This is a genomic window from Falsiroseomonas tokyonensis (genome assembly GCF_019024325.1).
Classification (GTDB): domain Bacteria; phylum Pseudomonadota; class Alphaproteobacteria; order Acetobacterales; family Acetobacteraceae; genus Falsiroseomonas; species Falsiroseomonas tokyonensis.
In genome coordinates, this window is the sequence record NZ_JAFNJS010000009.1 from 175,557 (window position 1) to 196,785 (window position 21,229).

The 21,229-nt window shown below is 70.0% G+C and carries 21 protein-coding genes; 3 read left to right on the plus strand and 18 right to left on the minus strand.

Features of this window, described 5'->3' with window-relative positions; all coding sequences use genetic code 11:
- Window positions 1-2: 2 nt before the first annotated feature.
- The 18 genes from J3S20_RS24755 to J3S20_RS31190 form a co-directional block, all read right to left on the minus strand.
- Window positions 3-1,193 carry an efflux RND transporter periplasmic adaptor subunit gene (locus tag J3S20_RS24755; RefSeq protein ID WP_216839584.1) on the minus strand — a complete coding sequence of 397 codons (1,191 nt, stop codon included), beginning with the start codon at window positions 1,191-1,193 and terminating at the stop codon, window positions 3-5.
- A gap of 108 nt (window positions 1,194-1,301) precedes the next feature.
- Window positions 1,302-2,747 carry a class I adenylate-forming enzyme family protein gene (locus J3S20_RS24760; protein WP_216839585.1) on the minus strand — a complete coding sequence of 482 codons (1,446 nt, stop codon included), beginning with the start codon at window positions 2,745-2,747 and terminating at the stop codon, window positions 1,302-1,304.
- Window positions 2,744-3,613, minus strand: coding sequence for an amidohydrolase family protein (locus tag J3S20_RS24765; protein WP_216839586.1), 870 nt, complete (start codon window positions 3,611-3,613; stop codon window positions 2,744-2,746). The genes J3S20_RS24760 and J3S20_RS24765 overlap by 4 nt, the downstream gene beginning before the upstream one ends.
- A complete protein-coding gene (locus J3S20_RS24770) occupies window positions 3,610-4,761 on the minus strand; it encodes an acyl-CoA dehydrogenase family protein (protein ID WP_216839587.1) in 1,152 nt (383 codons plus the stop codon). The genes J3S20_RS24765 and J3S20_RS24770 overlap by 4 nt, the downstream gene beginning before the upstream one ends.
- The gene (locus tag J3S20_RS24775) at window positions 4,761-5,579 is read right to left on the minus strand and encodes an ABC transporter permease (protein ID WP_216839588.1); all 819 of its coding nucleotides are present in this window, start codon (window positions 5,577-5,579) and stop codon (window positions 4,761-4,763) included. The genes J3S20_RS24770 and J3S20_RS24775 overlap by 1 nt, the downstream gene beginning before the upstream one ends.
- A 10-nt stretch (window positions 5,580-5,589) precedes the next feature.
- The gene (locus tag J3S20_RS24780) at window positions 5,590-6,393 is read right to left on the minus strand and encodes an ABC transporter ATP-binding protein (RefSeq protein WP_216839589.1); all 804 of its coding nucleotides are present in this window, start codon (window positions 6,391-6,393) and stop codon (window positions 5,590-5,592) included.
- Window positions 6,394-6,434: 41 nt separating this feature from the next.
- A complete protein-coding gene (locus J3S20_RS24785; protein WP_216839590.1) occupies window positions 6,435-7,064 on the minus strand; it encodes a cysteine hydrolase family protein in 630 nt (209 codons plus the stop codon).
- Entirely contained in the window at window positions 7,064-8,101 is a 1,038-nt protein-coding gene (locus tag J3S20_RS24790) for an ABC transporter substrate-binding protein (protein ID WP_216839591.1), read from the minus strand. The genes J3S20_RS24785 and J3S20_RS24790 overlap by 1 nt, the downstream gene beginning before the upstream one ends.
- Before the next feature lie 59 nt (window positions 8,102-8,160).
- Window positions 8,161-9,036 (minus strand): TauD/TfdA dioxygenase family protein, encoded by an 876-nt coding sequence (locus tag J3S20_RS24795; RefSeq protein WP_216839592.1) that lies wholly within the window; start codon window positions 9,034-9,036, stop codon window positions 8,161-8,163.
- Between the two features lie 87 nt (window positions 9,037-9,123).
- Window positions 9,124-10,152 carry a protein-glutamate methylesterase/protein-glutamine glutaminase gene (locus tag J3S20_RS24800; protein WP_216839593.1) on the minus strand — a complete coding sequence of 343 codons (1,029 nt, stop codon included), beginning with the start codon at window positions 10,150-10,152 and terminating at the stop codon, window positions 9,124-9,126.
- Window positions 10,152-10,709, minus strand: coding sequence for a chemotaxis protein CheD (locus J3S20_RS24805; RefSeq protein ID WP_216839594.1), 558 nt, complete (start codon window positions 10,707-10,709; stop codon window positions 10,152-10,154). The genes J3S20_RS24800 and J3S20_RS24805 overlap by 1 nt, the downstream gene beginning before the upstream one ends.
- Window positions 10,710-10,719: 10 nt before the next feature.
- Entirely contained in the window at window positions 10,720-11,574 is an 855-nt protein-coding gene (locus tag J3S20_RS24810; protein ID WP_216839595.1) for a CheR family methyltransferase, read from the minus strand.
- Window positions 11,559-13,736 (minus strand): methyl-accepting chemotaxis protein, encoded by a 2,178-nt coding sequence (locus J3S20_RS30980; RefSeq protein WP_216839596.1) that lies wholly within the window; start codon window positions 13,734-13,736, stop codon window positions 11,559-11,561. Before J3S20_RS30980 ends, J3S20_RS24810 begins: the two co-directional genes overlap by 16 nt.
- A 22-nt stretch (window positions 13,737-13,758) precedes the next feature.
- Complete coding sequence (locus J3S20_RS24820) at window positions 13,759-14,289, minus strand: chemotaxis protein CheW (protein WP_246603232.1); 531 nt, start codon at window positions 14,287-14,289, stop codon at window positions 13,759-13,761.
- A gap of 16 nt (window positions 14,290-14,305) precedes the next feature.
- Window positions 14,306-16,348, minus strand: coding sequence for a chemotaxis protein CheA (locus J3S20_RS24825; protein ID WP_216839597.1), 2,043 nt, complete (start codon window positions 16,346-16,348; stop codon window positions 14,306-14,308).
- 2 nt (window positions 16,349-16,350) lie between these two features.
- A complete protein-coding gene (locus tag J3S20_RS24830) occupies window positions 16,351-16,716 on the minus strand; it encodes a response regulator (protein WP_216839598.1) in 366 nt (121 codons plus the stop codon).
- A gap of 3 nt (window positions 16,717-16,719) precedes the next feature.
- On the minus strand, window positions 16,720-17,013 hold the full coding sequence (locus J3S20_RS24835) for an STAS domain-containing protein (RefSeq protein ID WP_216839599.1): 294 nt from the start codon (window positions 17,011-17,013) through the stop codon (window positions 16,720-16,722).
- Window positions 17,014-17,108: 95 nt separating this feature from the next.
- Window positions 17,109-18,233: a methyl-accepting chemotaxis protein gene (locus tag J3S20_RS31190; protein ID WP_216839600.1), complete on the minus strand. Its 1,125-nt coding sequence runs from the start codon at window positions 18,231-18,233 to the stop codon at window positions 17,109-17,111.
- A 151-nt stretch (window positions 18,234-18,384) separates the two neighbouring features.
- Between J3S20_RS31190 and J3S20_RS24845 the strand changes: the two genes are divergently transcribed.
- The 3 genes from J3S20_RS24845 to htpG all read left to right on the plus strand — a co-directional run bounded on the left by J3S20_RS24845 (window position 18,385) and on the right by htpG (window position 21,214).
- Complete coding sequence (locus J3S20_RS24845; protein WP_216839601.1) at window positions 18,385-18,966, plus strand: histidine phosphatase family protein; 582 nt, start codon at window positions 18,385-18,387, stop codon at window positions 18,964-18,966.
- Window positions 18,963-19,310 (plus strand): hypothetical protein, encoded by a 348-nt coding sequence (locus J3S20_RS24850; RefSeq protein WP_216839602.1) that lies wholly within the window; start codon window positions 18,963-18,965, stop codon window positions 19,308-19,310. Before J3S20_RS24845 ends, J3S20_RS24850 begins: the two co-directional genes overlap by 4 nt.
- 74 nt (window positions 19,311-19,384) lie before the next feature.
- The gene (gene htpG / locus J3S20_RS24855) at window positions 19,385-21,214 is read left to right on the plus strand and encodes a molecular chaperone HtpG (protein ID WP_216839603.1); all 1,830 of its coding nucleotides are present in this window, start codon (window positions 19,385-19,387) and stop codon (window positions 21,212-21,214) included.
- Window positions 21,215-21,229 lie beyond the last annotated feature (15 nt).

Below are 21,229 nucleotides of genomic sequence, written 5' to 3' on the forward strand. Positions count from 1 at the left end.
CCTTAGCTGGCCGGCCGCGCGGCGGGGGCGGGTGCGGCGGCGCGTTCGGTGGCGTTCACGCGTGCGCCGGCGCGGATGCGCTGCACCCCCTCCACCACCACGCGATCGCCGGGCGCCAGGCCATCGGTCACCAGCCAATCAGTGCCGATGGCGCGGTTGGTCTGCAGCAGGCGCTGCTCCACCACGCCCTCGGCATTCACCACCAGGGCCATCGGCTCGCCCCGCGGGGTGCGGGAGACGCCCTGCTGCGGCACCAGCAGCGCGCGGTCCGTGACGCCTTCCTCGACCCGAGCGCGCACGAACATGCCGGGCAGCAGCAGCTGGTCCGGATTGGGGAAGACGGCGCGCAGCGTGACGGAGCCGGTGCCCTGGTCGACGATCACCTCGGCAACGCGGATTTCGCCGGCATGCGGATATTCCGTGCCATCCTCCAGGATCAACCGCGCCACGGCGCGATCCGCGGAGGGACGGCGCAACGCGCCGCTGGCGATGTCCCGGCGCTGTTGCAGCAGCAGCGCGCTGGGCTGCGTCACGTCGACATAGATCGGATCGAGCTGCGTCACGGTGACCAGCGCCGTGGTCTGGTTGGCGGTGACCAGCGCGCCGGGGGTGACGCTGGAGCGGCCGCTGCGCCCGGCGATGGGCGAGGTGACGCGGGTATAGCTGAGGTCGATGCGCGCGCTGTCCAGCGCGGCCCGATAGGACAGCACATCCGCCTGCGCTTCCCGCAGCGTTTGCTCCGCCGTGTCCAGGCTCTGCTGGCTGACCGCCTGGGAGCGGACGAGGGCGCGGTAGCGGCCCGCGGTGGCAAGCGCGCCGCGCACCGTGGCCTCGGCCCGGGCCAGCGCGGCCTCGGCGCGGGTCACCGCGGCCTCGTAGCTGGCGGGGTCGATCTGGAACAGTGGCTGGCCGGCGGTGACCACCTGGCCCTCGGTGAACAGACGTTCCCGCACCACGCCGCCGACCTGGGGGCGGATTTCCGCCACCTGGAAGGCGGTGGTGCGGCCGGGCAGCAGCGTTGTCACCGGCAGTTCCTGGCGCTGCAGGGTGACCACGGTGACCGGGGTGGGCGGCGGCGCGGCGGCCTGGGCGGCGGCCGGGCGCACCGGCTGCTCTTCGCAGGCCGCCAGAAGGGCAAGCAGCGCCAGGGCCGGCAGGCGAAGGGCCAGACGCGCGCCATGCTGTGGGGACATGGGACCTCTATGGAAACTGGTGCGTTTTCGGGTTGCGATACGCGCCGGTTTCCATCGGAAGTCAAGCAGCGGGTTGTAACCGCCGGTATCCGCCGCCGGGCGCGGCTCTCAGCGGTCCAGCTTCGGCAGGCGGAGCGCGAGTTCCCGCTTCAGCACCTTGCCGGCGCTGTTGCGCGGCAGGTCCGCCACCACGAAGACCTGGCGCGGCCATTTCGGGCGGGGCAGTGCCCCGCGCGCGAAGGCGAGCAGCGCCTCCGGCTCCGCCGGCGCGGAGAGACGCAGGAAGGCTGCGATCTCCTCGCCGAATTCGGGCGAGGGCCAAGCGAGCACCGCAGCTTCCGCCACCGCCGGATGGGCGGTCAGCGCGGCTTCGATATCCGCGGGGTGGATGTTGATGCCGGCGCGGATGATCATGTCCTTCTGCCGACCGCGCAGCGTGACGAAGCCCTGCTCATCAAGCGAGGCGAGATCGCCTGGATAGAACCAGCCATCCCGGAAAGCTTCGGCGGAGGCTTCAGGGTCGCGGTGGTAGCCGGTGGCGCAGGCGGGGCCGCGGTAGCGCAGCAGGCCGATCTCGCCGGGCGGCAGCGGGCGGTCGGCGTCGTCCACCACCTCCACCTCCACGGCGAAGACGGGGCGGCCCACGGTCTCGCCATGCGTTGCCAGGTCCTCCGGCGTCAGCAGGGAGACACCGCCGCCCTCGGTGCTGGCGTAGTATTCGAAGAAGCGCGGGCAGAGCCGGTCGCGGATCGCCAGGCGTTCCTCGGGCGACAGCGGCGCGCCGGAGGAGAAGAGCAGGTTCAGGTTTCGGAGCGGCGCCACGAGGTCATCGGTCAGCGCCAGCAGGCGGCGGAACTGGGTCGGCACCAGGAAGAGGCTGGTGGCCTCGTGCTGCGCGACGCAGGCCACCAGCTCCTCCGGCGTGCAGGGCGGCGGCTTCAGGATCAGCGCGCCGCCGGAGAAGAGCACCGACATGGCGAAGGTGCGGCCGCCACCGAAATACAGCGGCGTGGCGCAGACGAAGCGGTCGCGGCCGTTCAGGCCGAGATTGATCCAATGCGTGCGGAAGCGCGCGAGGAAATGGTGATGCGCGATCAGCGGCCCCTTCGGCCGGCCGGTGGTGCCGGAGGAGAGCGACAGCACGAAGGGTGCTTCCGCATCACTGGCGAAGTGTGCGCCGGTTGCATCAACTTCCTGCGGCATGTCGCAGCGCAGGCCGGGCAGCGGCGGCGCGTCCGGCTCCTGCAACACGAGCGCGGCGCCAAAGTGGTCGGCGACGTTGCGCTGCTCCTCCGCCGTCCAGCGCACATCCATCGGCAGGATCGGCAGGCCGGCGCGCGCCACGGCGTAGAGCGCCACCACATGCTGCGCCGTGTCGCGCAGGCAGATGCCGATAGGCTGGTCGCCCGGCAGGCCAAGGCCTTGGACCCAGGCCGCCATGCGCCGCACCCGTGCGGCGAATTCCGCATGGGTCAGAACCAGCGCGCCATCGATCAGCGCGACATGGCCGGGCCGCGCCTTGGCGTGGATGTCCAGCGCATCGGCGAGGTTCATGCGTCCGCGCCGTCCAGCTTGTAGATGCGCTCCACATTGGTGCGCAGGAATTTCTGCAGCACCGCCTCAGGCAGGTTCAGCTCGGCGATTTCGGACATGGTGCGGCCGAAGTCGAGCACCGGGAAATCCGTGCCGAAGATAACCTTGTCCTGGCCGTAGCTGCGAATGTAGTGCTTGAAGCTGTCCGGCCAGTAGCGCGGGCTGTGCGCGTCCGATCCGATGAAGACGTTGCTGTGCTTCCAGGCCATGGCGATCATCTCCTCGGTCCAGGGGATGCCGACATGGATGCCGATGATCTTCAGCTCCGGGAAGTCGCAGGCCACGGCGTCGAGCGCGATCGGGCGGCCGACGGAGCGCAGCGGATAGCGTGGGTCGTAGACCATGGACTGGCCGACCTGCAGCTGCACCGGCACGTCGAGCTCGGCGCATTTCGCGTAGAAGGGGTACCACTTGGCATGGTCTGGGGCGAGCTCGAACCAGTGCGGGTAGAAATGCGCGCCGATGAAGCCGTACTCCGTCACGGCGCGGGACAGCTCTCGCACGCCGCGCATGCCTTCGGTGGGGTCGAGGCCCGCGAGACCATAGAAGCGATCCGGATGCGCCTGCACCGCATCCGCCACCAGCCTGTAGTCCACATGATAGCAGGCGGGATGGCCGAGGCGGCCGACCTTGGCCGCAATCAGGAAGGCTTTCTCGATGCCCGCGGCGTCCATGCGGGCGATCATGTCCTTCAGGCTCATGCCCTCAAAAATCTCGCGCTTGACGCGCATCTTGCTGGTGTAGAAGCCAGTGCGGTCCGGCCGGCCGGCAAGGGCCTCCGGCGTCCAGATATTCACCACCGCGTCGATCGCCCGGATGCCCGTCACGCTCTTCCCCTTGCCGTCAGACCCATCTCCCGCGCGATGGTATCGCGCAGCACCTCGTTCGCGCCTTCGCCGAAAGTGTAGAGGCGCGAATCCCGCCACAGCCGCTGCATGTCGCTCTCGGCAGAGTAGCCGGCGCTGGCCATGATCTGCATGCCGGCATCCGCCACGTCGCGCAGCGTCTCGGTCGCGATGATCTTGGCCTGCGCCGCCTCCCGCCGGCAGGGCGCGCCGGCATCGATCAGCTGCGCCAGGTGGCGCACCATCAGCCGGGACTGGTCCACGCGCAGACGCATATCCACCAGGCGATGCGCCACGGCTTGGAAGCGGCCGATCGGCTGGCCGAATTGTTCTCGTGTTCGCGCATGATCCAACGCAATGCGCAGCGCGGCTTCCGCGGCGCCGGTCACCGTCGCGGCCATGGAAGCGCGGGAGTAGTGCAAAGTCGACATGAGATGCCCAAAGCCTTGGCCCTCCTGACCGAGCAGCGCCTCCTCCGGCAGAGCGACATCCTGCAGCCCGATGTCGAAGCTGGGCATGCAGTTGTTGCCGACCTTGGGCAGCGGCGTCATGGCAATGCCGGGCGCATCCGTCGGCACCAGGAACAGCGAGATGCCGCGCGCGCCTTCCTTCTCCGGCCCCGTCCGCGCCGGCAGGATGAGCCAGCGCGCGCCCTCGGCATCGCTGATCCAGGTCTTGCGGCCATTGATGCGCCAGCCGCCGGCCTGGCGTGTGGCGCGGGTGCGGATGGCCGCGGCATCGCTGCCCGCCTGTGGCTCCGTCAACGCCAGCGCGCAGAAGGCGCGGCCCGCCATAAGCAGCGGCAGCATTTCGGCGCGCTGCGCCGCGGTGCCATGGGCGCGGATTGAGGCCAGACCGAAGCCCACCACGCGGTTGAAGATTGAAGCCGCCATATAGGCGTGCTGGCCCAGCGCCTCCTGCACCAGCGCCACCGTCGCCCAATCCGCGCCAAGCCCGCCTTCCGCCACCGGCACCGCCAGCGCAAACAGGCCGAGCTCGCCCATCTCCGGAAGCAGGTCGTAGGGCGGCACATGGCCCGCATCGCGCCGCCGGATCTCCGCCGGCGGCAGGCGCTTCGCCAGGAAGGCCTCGACCGAGCCGAGGATCTGCGCCTGTTCGGCGGGCAGCATCACACCCGCGGCCCGGCCGAGGCGTGCCAGGGCACCAGCATTTTGCGCAGCGCGCCGATCGCGAAGTAGAAAATGAAGCCGAGCAGCGACATGTGGATCAGCACCGCGAACATCTGATCCGTCTCGAAGGCGTTCAGCCGCGCGATCAGCAGATGGCCGAGCCCCGCATTGCCACCGAGATATTCGCCGACCACAGCGCCGATGATGGCGAGCACGATGCCGATCTCCAGCCCCGTGATGATGAAGGGCAGCGCGGAGGGGAATTCCAATCGGCGAAAGACCTGCCACCGCGTGGCGTTCAGCGAGACCATGACATCCCGATGCCCCTCGTCGATGGATTTCACGCCCATCGCCGTATTGGTCAGGATCGGGAAGAAGGCGAGCACCGCGGCGACGATGACCTTCGAGGTCACGCCGAAGCCGAACCACAGCACGAAGAGCGGCACCAGCGCGACCTTCGGGATCACCTGCGTCGCCACGATGAAGGGGTTCAGCGTGAGTTCCAGCCAGCGCAGCCGCGCGATCAGCACGCCGAGCACCACGCCGATGACGCTGGCATAGGCGAAGCCGGACAGCGTCGCATAGACCGTCATCCAGGTGTGGTGCCAGGCGCGCGGATCGCGCAGCATCTCCAGCCAGGCGGTCCAGACAGCGCCGGGGCGCGGCAGGATCAGCGGCGAAACGCCGGCGTAGCGCACATAGGAATCCCAGATCAGGATCAGCACGGCCAGCAGGACGGGCGTGGTGATCCAGGGCAGCGCGCCATCCATGGTGACGAAGCGCTTGGCAAATTGCGCGGGGGCGGGTTTTGCGGTCATCGCGGCGCCCTCAGCTGATCTCGTTGAGGCGGTGCCGCAGCTGGCGGACGATGGCCTGGAATTCGGGCGTCGATTGCAGGTCCGGCCCGCGCGGCCGCGCGAAAGGCACCTGGACCTCCATGTCCACGCGGCCGGGACGCGGCGAAAGCAGCAGGATGCGGTCGGCCAGGAACACCGCCTCCGCGATGGAATGCGTGACCAGCACGATCGTCTTGCGTGTCTCCATCCAGATGCGCTGCAGCTCGATATTCATCGCCTCCCGCGTCATGGCGTCCAGCGCGCCGAAGGGCTCGTCCATCAGCAGGATGCGCGGATCGTAGGACAAAGCGCGCGCGATGGCGGCGCGCTGGCGCATGCCCCCCGACAATTCGCGCGGCCAGCGTTTCTCGAATCCCTGGATGCCGACCAGCTTCGCCAGCGCCTGGGCGCGCGCGGCGCGGTCCGCCTTCGGCGCGCCCTTCAGCTCCAGCGGCAGGGCGATGTTCTGCTCGATGCTGAGCCAGGGGAACAGATTGGCTTCCTGGAAGACCATGCCGAGGTCGGACAGCGCCTCCGCCTGGCGCTGGCCATTGCGCCACAGGCTGTGGCCCTCGATGGCGATCTCGCCGGAGGTCGGCGCGATCAGCCCGCCGATCATGCGCAGCAGCGTGGTCTTGCCGCAGCCGGAGGGGCCGAGCAGCACGAGGAATTCGCCATCCGCCACGGCCAGATCGGTGGCGGCCAGCGCATGCACCGGCTCGTCCCGCGTGCCGTACCACTTCTCGACCGCCTGGAAGGCGATCGCCGGTTGCGTCTCTGTGTGTGCAGCCTGCATCCCGCGAGGATCGCGCGCCTTCCCGGCGCTGTCCACCCCGATCAGTCCAGCGGAAACTCCGCCTCGCCCGCCGCGATGGCATCCGCCGCCTGGTTCGCGCCGATGATCCGCGCAAAACCGAACTGCATGGCGGAGAGCGAGGCGGCGTGGCGCGCTTCGTCGAAATCCGCCACCGCATCGCGTACCACGAAGCAGCGCAGATCCCGCTGCGCGGCATCCCGCACGCTGCTCTCTACGCACATGGAGGTGGTGACACCACCGACCATCAGCGCGCGGATGCCGCGCGTGGCCAGCACGACATCCAGCGCCGTGCCGAAGAAGGCGGAGTAGCGCGGCTTGTCGAGTACCACGTCGCCGGGCTGCACCCCCGCCTCCTCCGGTAGCGCCACATCCGCGCTGCCGGCCGCCAGCGCGCGCAACTCGCCCAGCCGCGGCCGCAGCTCCGTCGTCAGTAGCCCGCCATCGGCATGATCCGCGCGCAGAACGTGGCGCGTCCAGATCACCGGCATGCCCACGGCACGCGCCGCCCGCGCCAGGGCAGAACCCTGCCGCGCGGCTTCGGCGCAGGCCGAGACATCCCGCCCCTGCGCGGCCACAAAACCCTCCGGATCCAGGAAGCCGCGCTGGTAGTCCACCAGCAGCAGCGCGGCCTCCGCGCGCCGAAAACGCATCAGGCGAGCGCGCGCTCGACGAACTCGTTGGTATAGAGCGTCTCGGCCTTGACGCCCGCCGGCGCGAAGCCCGCCGCCGCCATCAGGTCGTAGCCGCGCTGCCAGCGCTCCGGCACGTTGCGCAGCATGTTCTCGCGCCCCGCGGTCAGCCAGAACTGCATCTCGTTGCGCAGGATCAGCGGCGCGGTCGCGGCGTTGCGCATCTCCGCAATCTCGAAGCCGCGCAGATTGGCCAGCGTCTTCGACAGATCGGTGTCGGCCAGCATATCGTCCAGCGAGCGCTTCACCGCGCGCAGGAAGCGCACCACCAGGTCGCCATTCTGCGCCAGCGTCGAACGGCGCGCGATGTAACACTGGCCCGGAATCGGCGCGACGTCGTCCGTGTTCCAGGAGATATGCGGCGTATTCGCCGCCTGCAGCGCCACCGGCACGCCTGCCGAGACGATATAGGCATCGAGCCGCCCCTGCGCGATCAGCTGCAGCCCGGCCGGCGAATTCGGTGCCACCTGCCGCGCCACCCGCGCCCGGTCCAGCCCGCGATCCTGCAGCATCACATCCAGCACGATCTCCGTCGCCCCGCCGACCGAGAGCACGCCGATGGTCTTGCCCACCATATCCGCCGGCGTCCGCACCGGCTTGGCCGGGCTGCTGATGACGTAGAAGGGCGAGCCCTGGCTGATGGTGCCCACCGCGATCAGGTCGTCGCCGCCTGGGCGGGAGGAGGCGCGGATATGGTCGCCCACGCCGGTGCGGGACAGCAGCCCGCCGCCGCCCACGATCTGCTGCACCGCCATGGCGGAGCCGCGGCCCTGCTCGATGGTGACGTCCAGCCCCTCGCGTTCGAAATAGCCGCCGCCCTTGGCGTTCAGCACATCGACGAAGGCCAGGATGTAGGAGAAGGGCGTGACGAAGGTGATCGCCCGCGCGGCTTGGGCCCCCGCGTCCCGCAGCGTCAGGGCGACAAGCCCGCCGCTGCCCAGGGCGAGCGCGGCGCGGCGCGAAAGGGTCGGGTTCGGCATGGTCAGCTCCTCGGGCATGGCGCCCCAAGCTGAAGCCGCGCCGGCCCCGCCGTCAATGGCACTTGCATCCCAGCCGGTCAGACCGGCCGGTCGCCCTGGATGGTCACGCGGTTGCCGTAGCGCGTCGCGGGCCAGTAGTCCCACATCGCCCGGTGCTGCGCGCAGCGGTTGTCCCAGAAGGCCACCGAATTCGCCCGCCAGCGGAAGCGGCACTGGAACAGCGGATTGGCGGCGTGGTCGAAGAGGTAATCCAGGATCGCCGTGCTCTCATCGAGCGGGATATCCAGGATGCGCCGCGTGAAACCCTTGTTGACGAAAAGCGCGCGACGGCCGGTAACGGGATGCGTGCGGATCACCGGATGCACCGCGCGCGGATACACCGGCTTGTCCTGCACGCCGAGATTCGCATAGGTGCCGCGATAGACCTCCTCCCCGTCATGCACGGCCGTCAGGCCTTCCAAATATGTCTTCATGCGGTCCGAGAGCGCGTCATAGGCCGCGTACATGCTGGCGAACAGCGTATCACCGCCGACCGCCGGCTGTTCCTTGATGTAGAGGATGCTGCCCATCGGCGGTTCCTCGTCGCAGGAGACGTCGGAATGCCAGAACTCGCCATTGGCGCGCGGGCTGTCGCGATCCGCCTTGATGATCATCAGCGCCGGATGGCCCTCCGTCGGCGCCGCCGGATGGATATGCAGCTCGCCAAACTGCCGCCCGAAATCGAGGTGCTGCTGCGGCGTCATCTTCTGGTCGCGGAAGAAGATCACCAGGTTCTCGGCCAGGGCGCGATGGATTTCCTGCATCTGCGCTTCGGTTGGACGGCCGAGGTCGACGCCGTCGATTTCCGCCCCGATGATCGGGGTCAGCTTCTGCACCGAGATGCTGCGATAGGGCTCCGCGGCATCGGCCGCATGGCGGTAGCGCGGCCCGGACTTGCTGCTCACATGGTTCATGGGCGTTCCCCTTTTTCGTGCATCGGCCGAGGCTGATGAGGCCGAAAGGGAACCGCAGGCGCCCGGGCGCGTCAAGCGAGGCGCGCGCTATTGCAGCGTCACAATCTCCTCCGTCAGACGGTCCAGCGGCATCTCCAGCTCCACCGCGCCGGCCTGCATGGCGGCCCTGGGCATGCCGTAGATCACGCAGCTCGCCTCGCTCTGCCCCAGGGTGCGGGCGCCGGCGCGGCGCATCTCCAGCAACCCGGCCGCGCCGTCGCGGCCCATGCCGGTGAGGATGATGCCCATGGCCGCGCGCCCGGCCACGGCGGCGACGGAGGCGAAGAGCACATCGACCGATGGCCGGTGGCCGGAGACCGGCGCGCCGTCATGCAGCCGGCAGGCGAAATGCGCGCCGTCCCGCACCAGCTCCAGGTGGCGCGCGCCGGGCGCGATATAGACGTGCCCGGGCATCACCCGGCGGCCATCCTCGGCCTCCGTCACCGTCATCGCGCATTGCGCATCGAGACGCCGGGCGAAGGAGGAGGTGAAGCCGGCCGGCATGTGCTGCGTCACCAGCAGCGCCGGCGCGGTGGCGGGCAGGCGCGTGATCATGCGCTGCAGCGTCTCCACCCCGCCGGTGGAGGCGCCGATGGCGACGATCCGCCCCGCGGTGGACAGGCGCGGATCCACCTGTAGCGGTGCGCTGGCCACGGGCCGGGCCTCCCGGGCGCGGGGACGCGCGGCCGCCGCGGCCTTCACCTTGGCCACCAGCTCCGCGCCCAGTTCGATCATGCCGCTGCGGATATCGATCAGCGGCTTCGCGACATAATCCACCGCGCCGAGTTCCATCGCTCGCAGCGCCGCCTCCGCGCACTTCTGCGTCAGGGTGGAGATCACCACCACCGGCATGGGCCGCAGCGCCATCAGGCGCTCGAGGAAGCTGAGGCCGTCCATGCGCGGCATCTCGATATCCAGCGTCAGCACATTCGGCGACAGCGCCTTGATCCGCTCGCGCGCGATGATCGGGTCGGGCGCGGTGCCGACCACGGTGATGCCGGGATCGCGCGAGAGCAGTTCGGTCAGCAGCTGGCGGATCAGCGCCGAATCATCGATCACCAGGACCTTCACGGGCATCAGACCATCTCCGCGGCGGGTAGGCGACCCGCGACAAGCTCTGCCTCCAGCGCATCGCCGGCCGCCGCTGCCGTCGCGGCAGGCAGCAGCATCATGAAGGCCTGGCCGCTGACCGGCATGTAGAGGATGCGGCGGGCATGGTGCCCGCCCAGCTGCCGCACCAGAGGGCTGAGGCGTGCCCGCCGTAGATAGGCGTCGACGAAGCTGACATTGCGCCCACCGATCAGGCCACGGTCCTGCGCCAGCTGCGCACCGCCGAACAGCTTCACCTCCAGCCGCGGCCGCTGGCCGCCGCGCCGCAGAATATCGTCGATCAGCCGCTCCATGGCGAAATTGCCGTAGCGCAGGCTGGCCGTGCCGCCACCCCAATGGCCTTCGCGGCTTTCTGGCAGCATGAAGTGATTGAGCCCACCGATGCCCGCGACCGGATCGCGGATGCAGGCGGCGACGCAGGAGCCGAGCACGGTGGCGATCGCTTCCTCCGGCGCGGCCGTGACGTAGTGTTCGCCGGGCGAAACCCTGACGATGCGGCGACCGGCCGAGGGATCCAGGCCCACCCGCTGCCCTTCAGCGCAGCTTGCGGTAGATGGTGCGGCCCAGATGCTGGAAGCGCTCGCTCACACGGTACAACGTCTCCGAATGGCCGACGAAGAGATGGCCGCCGGGGCAGAGCATCTCCGCGAAGCGGTCGAACAGGATGCGCTGTGTCGGCTTGTCGAAATAGATCACGACATTGCGGCAGAAGATCGCGTCGAAGGGCCCGCGCATCGGCCAGGCCTGCAGCAGGTTCAAGGGCAGGAAGCTGATCAGGGATTTCAGCTCCGCCCCCATCTCGACCTGGGACCCCACCGCCTGGGTATGGGCGCGGCGCAGATGGGGCGGAATGGCGGAAGCGCGGTCCGCGGCGTAGCGGCCGGCCTCGCCGTGCGCCACCATGTCCGTGTCGATATCGGTGGCCAGGATGCGCGCATCCCAGGAATCGAGATCGGGCATGGCGCTGCGCAGCGTCATCGCGATGGTGTAGGGCTCCTCGCCCGAGGAGCAGCCGGCGGACCAGATGCGCAGCCGCCGCTGGCCACGCGGCAGCTTCGGCAGGATGCTCTGCGCCAGGTGATCGAAGTGGTGCGGTTCGCGGAAGAAGCCGGTCAGGTTGGTGGTGATCGCATTGATCATCCGCACCTGCTCCTCCGCGCCGTCCGGCCCCTCCAGCACCGCCACATAGGCGGCGAAGCTGCCGAGCCGCAGCGCGCGCAGGCGGCGCCGCAGCCGGCCATAGACCAGGTCGCGCTTGCTGTCGCTGAGCGCGATGCCGGAATGCTGCCGGACCAGCGCGACGATCCGGCCGAAATCCTGGTCCGTCAGCGACACCTCGCCGAGCGACGGGTCGGCCAGGGCGGAGGCAGCGGTCAAAACGCCTCCCATTTCGCGTCATTCTCCGCCGGCCTGGCCGCGGCCCGCGGCGTGGCGGGCTTGGCCTTGGGCTTGGCTTCGGGCGGCGGTGCGGTGGTGACCATGCCGGCCGGCAGCACGAAGCCCGCCACCATGGCGGAGAGCTGTTCCGTCTGCTCCTCCATCGACTTCGCCGCCGCCGCCGCTTCCTCCACCAGCGCCGCGTTCTGCTGCGTGATCTTGTCCATCTGCGAGACCGCCACGTTCACCTGCTCGATGCCCGTGCTCTGCTCCTGCGAGGCCGCCGAGATCTCCGCCATGATGTCCGTCACCCGCTTCACCGAGGTGACGATCTCCTCCATCGTCTGCCCGGCGGAGGCCACCAGCTTCGAGCCACTGTCCACCTTGCCCACGCTGTCCGAGATCAGCGCCTTGATCTCCTTCGCCGCATTCGCGCTGCGTTGCGCCAGGTTCCGCACCTCCGCCGCCACCACCGCGAAGCCGCGCCCCTGTTCGCCGGCGCGTGCCGCCTCCACCGCCGCGTTCAGCGCCAGGATATTCGTCTGGAAGGCGATCTCGTCGATCACGCCGATGATGTCGCTGATCTTGCGGCTGGACTGGGTGATGCCGTCCATGGTCTTCACCACTTCCGTCACCACCCGCCCGCCGCGCTCCGCGATCTCGGAGGCCGAGCTCGCCAGCCGGTTCGCCTGCTGCGCATTGTCGGCGTTCTGGCGCACCGTGCCGGTCAGCTCCTCGAGGCTGGCCGAGGTCTCCTCCAGGCTCGAAGCCTGTTCCTCCGTCCGCTGCGACAGGTCGGTATTGCCCATCGCGATCTCGCGCGCCGCGGTGCTGATGGTGCCGCAGCTTTCGGTGATGGTGGCCACCACGCTCGACATGGTGTCCAGCATGCCATTCACCCCGGCGCAGAGCTCGCCGATCTCGCCATCCTTGCCGGCAAGCGCGATGCGCTTGCTCAGGTCATTTGCCCGCGCCGCCGCCACGATGCCCTGGGTTTCCGCCACCGCATCCTTCAGCGCCTGCGCGGCGCGCACCTGGGCGGTGACGTCGGTGGCGTATTTCACGACCTTGAAGGCGCGGCCATTCTGGTCGAGGATTGGGTTGTAGCTGGCCTGGATCCAGACCTCGCGGCCGCCCTTGCCGATGCGCCGGTACTGGCCGGCATCGTATTCGCCCGCGCCCAGCTTTTCCCAGAAGATGCGGTATTCGGGACTCTGCCGATGGGCGGGATCGACGAAAAGGCTGTGGTGCTGGCCACGCACCTCCTCCAGCGTATAGCCCAGCGCGTTCAGGAAATTGGCATTGGCATGCAGCACGCGGCCATCCAGGCTGAACTCGATCACGGCCTGCGATTTGTCGATGGCGGACAGCTGGCCCTGCTGCGTGCGCAGCTCCGTCACATCCATCCATTCCAGGATGTTGCCGTCATAGACGCCGGCGGCGTCGTAGCTGGCATTGACGTTCAGCGCGAATTTCAGCGCGCCCACGGTGATGTCGGTGCGGAAGGGCAGTCTCGACGGATCGGCCAGCATGCGCCGCTGATGCGCGGGATCGCGATGGAAGGTATCGATGCACATGCCGACGATGCGCGCAGGGTCAAAGCTCGGCCAGAGCTTGCGGAACTGCTCGGCATGCCGCGCCAGCAGCGCCTGCGTCGCGCGGTTCACATGGGTCACGACGAAGTCGCGATCCACCATCATCACGGCGAGGGAGGCACAGTCCACCGCCTGGCGGGCGCGCAGGCCCTGCAGCGCCTCCTCCGCCTCGGTCGCCAGCACCAGCGCGCGGCGCGGCGCCGGCTCCTCCGCCGCCAGCGGCAGCGCCGCCAGCCGCAGCAGCCGTGTGGCGCCGCCCTCTGCCGCATGGTGCAGCAGGGCGGACACCGCCTCGCCCACCGCGATCCGCGCCAGCAGCGTGCCGAGGCCCCGCTCCTGCTCCGTCAGCAGCGTCGCATAGCCCCGGCCGCGCAGCGATTCCGGCTTCGCGCCGAGCAGCGCGGCGAAGGCGGCGTTCACATCCAGCAGCGTGCCATCCGCCGCCAGCTCGATCATCGGCTGCGCCGCTTCCAGCGCCTCCAGCCGCGCCTCCATCTCACGGACGGAGGCGCGCCGGTCACGCGCGGCGCGGCGATCCAGGAAGCCCAACGGGGTTGCGGTCGTTTTGACCCGGCTCATGAACATGGCAAGCGCTCCGGCTTCAGGCGTTCAGCGTGGCAGGCATGGCGAGAACCTCCTCGCCGAAGTTGAGCAAGGCATCGAGCGAGACCAGCGCGACCATGCCGCGCTCCAGCGGCACCAGGCCGGAGAGCAGGCATTCCGGCGCCTGTGCGCCCATCTCCGGCACCGGGCGCACCTCCCCGGGTGCGACGTCGATGATGTCGGAGACCGCATCCACCAGCAGGCCCGCGAGGCGCGCGCCGATCTGGATGATTACCACCACATGCATCGGCGTGGCCGAGGTGGCCGCCATGCCGAAGCGCGCGCGCAGGTCGAGGATCGGCACGATCACGCCGCGCAGGTTGATCACGCCGCGGATCCAGGAAGGCGCGTGCGGAATCGCCGTGGTTTCCGTCCAGCCCTTGATCTCCCGCACCGCCATGATGTCGATGCCGAATTCCGCCGCATCCAGCGTGCAGGTGATGAACTGGCCGGCCGTGCCGCCGGCGCCGTCGGCGGCCTGCGCGCCGAAGCTGGCGGGCTGGGCGTTGGGGTTCATGGGCAGGTCCATGGATGATCCTTGCGCGCTATTGCAGGGCGGATGGGGTGGCGGGCGAACGCGGCGCGCTGGCCGCCACGCGGCCCTGGCCGAGGCCGAGGCCCGGAATGTCGAGGATCAGCGCGACACGGCCATCGCCCAGAATGGTGGCGCCGCCGATGCCCTCGACGCGGCCGTAATTCGCCTCCAGGCTCTTCACCACCACCTGCTGCTGCCCGACCAGGTCGTCCACCAGCAGGCCGAGCTGGCCGGCATGGTCCGTTTCCACGATCACGACGATGCCGCGGGAGGGATCGGCCTCCGCCTCCGGCACCGCGAAATGGCGATGCAGCGGCAGCAGCGGGATATAGGCGCCGCGGATCGAGAGCACGTCGCCGCGCCCGACCACTGCATGGATATCCTCGGGCCGCGGCCGCAGGCTTTCGACGATGGCGGCGATCGGCAGGATATAGGCCTCCCGCCCCACGGAGACGACGAGCCCATCCAGCACCGCCAGCGTCAGCGGCAGGGAAAGCAGAAAGCGGGAGCCGGAGCCGAAGCGCGATTCCAGCGCGATGCGCCCGCCCAGCGCCTGGATGTTGCGTCGGACCACATCCATGCCGACACCGCGGCCGGAGACGGCGGAGACGGTGGCGGCGGTGGAGAAGCTTGGCAGGAAGATCAGCTCGTCGATCTCGGACTCGCTCAACACCGCATCCGGCGCCACCAGGCCGCGTTCCCGCGCGCGGGCCAGCACGCGCGCGCGGTCGATGCCGCGGCCGTCGTCGGACAATTCGATGACGATGCGGCCGCTCCGCTGCGCGGCGCTGAGATGCACCGTGCCCTGCCGCGGCTTGCCCGCCGCCTCGCGCTGATCTGGCGTCTCGATTCCATGGTCCAGCGCATTGCGCAGCAGATGCGTCAGCGGATCGGCCAGCTGCTCCACCACCGTCTTGTCGATCTCGGTGGATTCACCGGTGACCACCAGCCGCACATCCTTGCCGAGCTGCGCCGACAATTCGCGCACCAGCCGCGGCATGCGGGAGAAGACCGATTTCACCGGCTGGGTGCGGATGGACATGACGCCCTCCTGCAATTCCCGCAGGTGCTGCGACAGCGTCTCCAGCCCCGCCGTTAGACCGGGGCAGAGATCCGGCGGCAGGCTGCCGGCGTGCTGCACCAGCATGGCCTGGCCGATCACCATCTCCCCAACCAGGTTCACCAGCCGGTCGATCTTCTGCACGTCCACGCGCATGGACTGCGCGGCGGGCTGGCTTGCGGCGGCGGCCTGCGGCGTGGTGGCGGCGACAGCTTGTGCGGCAACGGGTGCAATCTCGGCCGGCGCGGCCTCCTGCGGCGTGTCCGCCTCGGCCACCACCTCCGCCGCGATGGGCGAGATGGTTAGTTCGCAGTCGTCCGCGACGAACTCGAACACCTCCTCCACGCTTCCGCGCGGCACGGCGGCCTGCAGAACGAAGTGCCAGTCCAGATAGGCATCCTCCGCCTCCATCCGCTCCAGCGGCGGCAGGCGGGTGAGGTCGGCGGTGACGGTGACGGGGCCCAGGCGCTGCAGCTGGCGCACCAGTAGCAGCGGCTCATTGGCGTTGCGGAACAGCTCCGGCCGCGGCCGGAAGTCGATGCGCCAGCCCTCCGGCAGATCCACCGGCGCCGCGGTTGCCGGCGCCGCCACGACGCGCGGCGCGCCGGCCGGGGCTTCGGCCGCGATGCGGAAGGCCTGCATCAGCGCATCCTCGAAACCCGCCGCCACCGCCGTGCCGCCGCGTTCCGCCGCCAGCAGATCCGCCAGCGCATCGGCGCCGCGCAACAGCAGCGCCACCTGCGCCGCATCCAACGGCAGCGTGCCCTCCCGCAGCAGGTCCAGCAGCGTCTCCATGCCATGCGCCAGGCGCACCAGCCGATCGAAGCCGAAGGCGCCGCCACCGCCCTTGATGGAATGGATGGCACGGAACAGCGCATGCACCGTCTCGCCATCCTCCCGCCCCTCGGCCAGGTCGGAGAGCTGCGCATAGGCGCTTTCGAGGAGCTCCGCGCTTTCCTCGAAATAGGTGGCGCGAAGGTGGTCGAAGCTCATGGTCAGCCGGCCACGCGTTTCACGACGTCGATCAGCTTCTCGGGGTCGAAGGGCTTCACCAGCCAGCCGGTGGCGCCCGCGCTCTTGCCCTCCGCCTTCTTCGACGCCTCCGATTCCGTCGTCAGCATCAGGATCGGCGTGGCGCGCATGCGCGGATCGGCACGCAGCGCGCGGATCAGCGCGACGCCGTCCATATTCGGCATATTGAGGTCGGTGATCACCACATCCACCGGCGCGGCCTGCAGCGCGGCGAGCGCCAGCTTGCCATCGGCCGCCTCGCTGACCTCGAAGCCCGCCTTGCGCAGGGTGAAGGCCACCATTTCCCGCATCGTGCGGCTGTCATCCACCGTCATCACGCGCTTCGCCATGGGTCAGACCTCGAGGGGGATGGCGGTGGAAAGGCCCAGATCGGCGATGGCCGAGGCCAGTACGGCGGAAGCGCCCCGCAGCCGGAAGGGAATGCCGCGCGCCTGGGCGCTGGCATGGGCGGCCGCCAGCAATTGCAGGCAGGGGGTGGAGATTCGCTCCACCGCGCCGCCATCCAGCCAGATCGCCGGGTCCTGCAGCCGCTCGCGCAGCGCCTGGCAGAGCGGCTCCGCCTGGGTGAGGTCCAGCGAGGCTGGCAGCACCAGGCCGGAAGCTTCCGGCGAGTCCGGATCAGTCATGTGTGGCATGCGCCGTATCCAGTTGGGGAGCGGACCGGTGCATCCTGCGCCGGATAGATTGGCGGCCGGTTAAGCGGCCGGCAGGGCCTGCGCGGTCAGAACAATTCCACCTCGCCGCCGGCGGAGTCCGCCTCCGGCGCCGCGCCGGAATCGTCCAGCAGCCGGGCCAGGAAGCGCTGCCGCACGCTGCTCAGCGATTGCCGGTCCAGCATGCGCTGCAGCAGCGCCGCATCCGGCACGAATGCGTCGCCCAGCGCCGGCACCGCCGCGCGGCTGTCTCGCAGCATGGCCTCCGTCGCCTCGCCCAGCGCGCCCAGCGCATCATTCACATGGTTCAGGTGCTGCGTCGTGCGGTCCTGGAACTGCGTGCCGGTGATGAGGTGGGAGATGGTGCCCGCCATGGCGGCGGAGGAGGTCATGGCCTCCGCCAGCACCGCGGCCAGCGCCTGATTCTGCGCCACCATCCCTTCCAGCACCGCATCCAGACGCGCCCGCGTCGCTGCCTCGGCCGATCGGTCACGGCCCGCGATCGCCTGCAGCTCCGCATGCGCGCCGCGCACGCCGCGCGCCACCGCCGCGATGCGTTCACGCACGAGGCGGGAGGTGGTGTCGGTTTCCTGCGACAGCTCCTTCAGCTCCATGGCGATCACCTTGAAGGTGCCGCCGGCGCCTTCGGCGCGCTGCGCCTCGATCGCCGCATTCAGCGCGACGAAGCGGGCCTGGCGGTTGATGGTATCGATCCGGGCCACGCATTGCTCGGCGCCCACCACCTCCGCCGTCACCTCGGCCAGCGCCTGCACCATGCGCATCGCCTGGTCGGAGACCTGGCCCAGCGCCTCGATCGCCTGCACCAGCGCCGTCTCGACGAAGCGCACCGCCTCGACCATCGGCACCTGCTCGCCGGCCACCTGCAGCGTCTCGACGATGCCGGCGACGCGCGTCACCAGCCCGCCTTGCGTCTCGGCCGCATCGGCCAGCTCCCGGAAACGGCCGCTGAGGTCGATGGTGCTCTGCTCGATGAGGCCGGCGGAGGCGGTGATCTCCTCGGTCATGGCGATGAAGGCGCGGCGCTCGATCTCGCCCAGCTCCAGCCAGCGTCGCAGCAGCTCCAGCTTCGGATCGGCCCCCGCATCGGCGGGCGGCGCATCCGGGGATCCAGCCGGGAAAGGTGCCGCCTGGCGGGGTTCGCCGAAAGCCGCCTGGGCTTGAAATGCTGCCACGCTCGGAACCATGCCCTTGTCCAATCCGCGCATCCTGCGGCAGGGGGGCCAAAGAATTGGTAAAGCAGCGCGACCTTTGCGCCGCGGCGCCGCAAGGCGCTTTACATCCAGCCCGGCATGCCGACATGCCGCCAGACTGGGAGGAAACCTGATGCCCGCCCGCCGCCTGACGCGCCGCGCCGCCCTGGCCCTGTTCGCCGCCCCCAGCGCGGGCGGCGCTGCCGTGGCGGCCGAGGATCCAGCCGGGGATCCAGCCTGGGCGGCGCTGCGCCAGGGCGGCATCGCGCTGTTCCGCCACGCCCAGGCGCCCGGCGGCGGCGACCCGCCGGGGATGCGCCTCGGCGCCTGCGAGACCCAGCGCAACCTGGACGAAACGGGCCGCGCGCAGGCCCGCCGCATCGGCGCCGAGTTCCGCCGCCGCGGCATCGCGGTGGGCGCCGTGCTCACCTCCGCCTGGTGCCGGGCGCAGGAGACGGCGGAACTGGCCTTTCCAGGCGCCGTGCGTCCGGAGCCCGCCTTCGATTCCTTCTTCGGCAACCGGGCGGCGGAGCCGGAGCACACCGCCGCCGCGCGGCGCATCCTGCTGGCGTGGGAAGGTCCCGGCGCGCTGCTGGCCACCACGCACCAGGTGAACATCACCGCGCTGACCGGCCTCTTCCCGGCCTCGGGCGAGGCGATCGTGCTGCAGCGGCAGGACGGGGCGCTGGCCGTCGTCGGGCGCATCCGGCCATGAGGGCGGCGGCGATCCTGCTGCTGCTGCTGACCCTGGCGGCGGGGGCCGCGGCCGGCCTGCTTTATCTGCAAAGGATCCGGCGGCCCTGGCTGACCCGGGCGCATCTGATCCTGGCGCTGGCGGGCAGCGCGCTGGTGCTGGTGCTGGTCGTCACCGCCCCCCGCGGCGCCAGCCCGCCCGATGCCCTGCCGCCGCTGCTGCTGGGCCTGGCGCTGGCCGCCGGCTGGGGCGCGCCGCGGCTGCTCGGCCGTGGCCATGCCGGGGCGCGGCTGGGGCTGGCGGCACATGTGCTGCTGGGCCTGGCGGGCTTCCTGGTGCTGCTGGCCTGGGCGCGCGGGGCGTAAGCCTGGCGACCGGTTGAAATGCCGGCCGCCCTCTCGCATATCGCCCGCCGCGCAACTTTCCCGAGGGATCCGTCATGAGCGAAACCGTAGAGCGGCATGAATTCGGCGCCGAGGTCGGCCGCCTGCTCGATCTGGTGGTGCATGCGCTGTATTCGGAACGCGAGATCTTCCTGCGCGAATTGGTAGCCAATGCGGCCGATGCGGTGGACCGCCGCCGCTTCGAGAGCCTGACCGATGCCGCGTTGATGCTGCCGGACGATGCGAAGGTGCGGATCGTGCCGGACAAGGCGGCGCGGACGCTCACCATCTCGGACGCCGGCATCGGCATGTCCAAGGCGGAGCTCACCCAGCATCTCGGCACCATCGCGCGCTCCGGCACGCTGGCCTTCGCGAAATCGCTCGCCGAAGCGCCGGCGGCGGAGAAGCCCAGCCTGATCGGCCAGTTCGGCGTCGGCTTCTATTCCGCCTTCATGGTGGCGGAGCGGGTCGAGGTCACCTCCCGCCGCGCCGGCACCGAGGAAGCCTGGCTCTGGGCCAGCGCGGGCAGCGGCGAATACACCCTGGCCCCCGCCAGCCGTGCCGAGGCCGGCACCGACATCGTGCTGCACATGAAGGCGGATGCGGAGGAGTTCCTGGAGCCGCTGCGGCTGCAGACCATCATCCGCAAATGGGCCGACCACATCACCATCCCCATCACCGTGACCAAGGACGGGGTGGAGGAGGCCGCGAACGAAGGCACCGCGCTGTGGCGCAAGTCGAAGTCCGAGGTGACGGCGGAGCAGACCACCGAATTCTACCGGCATCTCGGCAATATCTTCGACGAGCCCTGGGCCACGCTGCACTGGCGCGCGGAAGGCGCGCTCGACTTCACCGCCCTGCTCTTCATCCCCGGGATGAAGCCCTTCCAGGCGGTGGAGGGTGAGCGGGAGAGCCGCGTGCGGTTGCATGTCCGCCGCATGTTCATCACCGAGGAAGCGGCGCTGCTGCCGCCCTGGCTGCGCTTCGTGCAGGGCGTGGTGGATACCGAGGACCTGCCGCTCAACGTGTCCCGCGAAATGCTGCAGGCGACGCCGGTGCTCGCCCGCATCCGCCGCGCCGTCACCAGCCGCGTGCTGTCCGAGCTGAAGACCAAGGCCAAGGACGCCGAGAGCTTCGCAAAATTCTGGGAGAATTTCGGCGCCATCCTGAAGGAGGGCGTCTGGGAGGATGCGGAGCACCGCAAGGACCTCGCGCCCCTGATCCGCTTCCGCTCCTCCGCGGTCGAGGGCTGGACCTCCCTGCCCGACTACGTCTCACGCATGAAGCCGGGGCAGGAGGCGATCTATGTCCTGCTCGGCGACAATGCCGAGGCCCTGGCGAAATCGCCGCAGTTGGAAGGCTTCCGCGCCAAGGGCGTGGAGGTGCTGCTGCTGACCGACCAGATCGACGCCTTCTGGCCCGAGCGGCTGGAGAAGTTCGACGACAAGCCGATCCGCAGCATCACTCAGGGCAGCATCGACCTCTCCGCGGTCGAGGGCACGGCGCAGCAGGGCGAGGCCGCCGACCTCTCCCGCCTGCTGCCGCTCCTGAAGGACGCGCTGAAGGACGACGTGGCGGAGGTGCGGGCGACCGACCGGCTGGTGGAGAGCGCCGTGGTGCTGGCCGCCGGCGAGATGGGGCCGGACCTGCAGATGCAGCGCCTGATGCGCCGCGCCGGCCGCGGCTTCCCGGGGGGGCTGCCGGTGCTGGAGGTGAATCCGCGCCATCCGCTGATCCGCCGCCTGGCGGATCGCGCCGCGGCGGCAGAGGACCTGGCCGAGAGCGCCGGCCTGCTGCTGGACCTGGCCCGGGTGCAGGATGGCGATACGCCGCGCGACCCGGTGGCCTTCGCCCGCCGGGTGGCGGAGGCGCTGGCAATCGGCTGAACGCGCGGCGCGGCG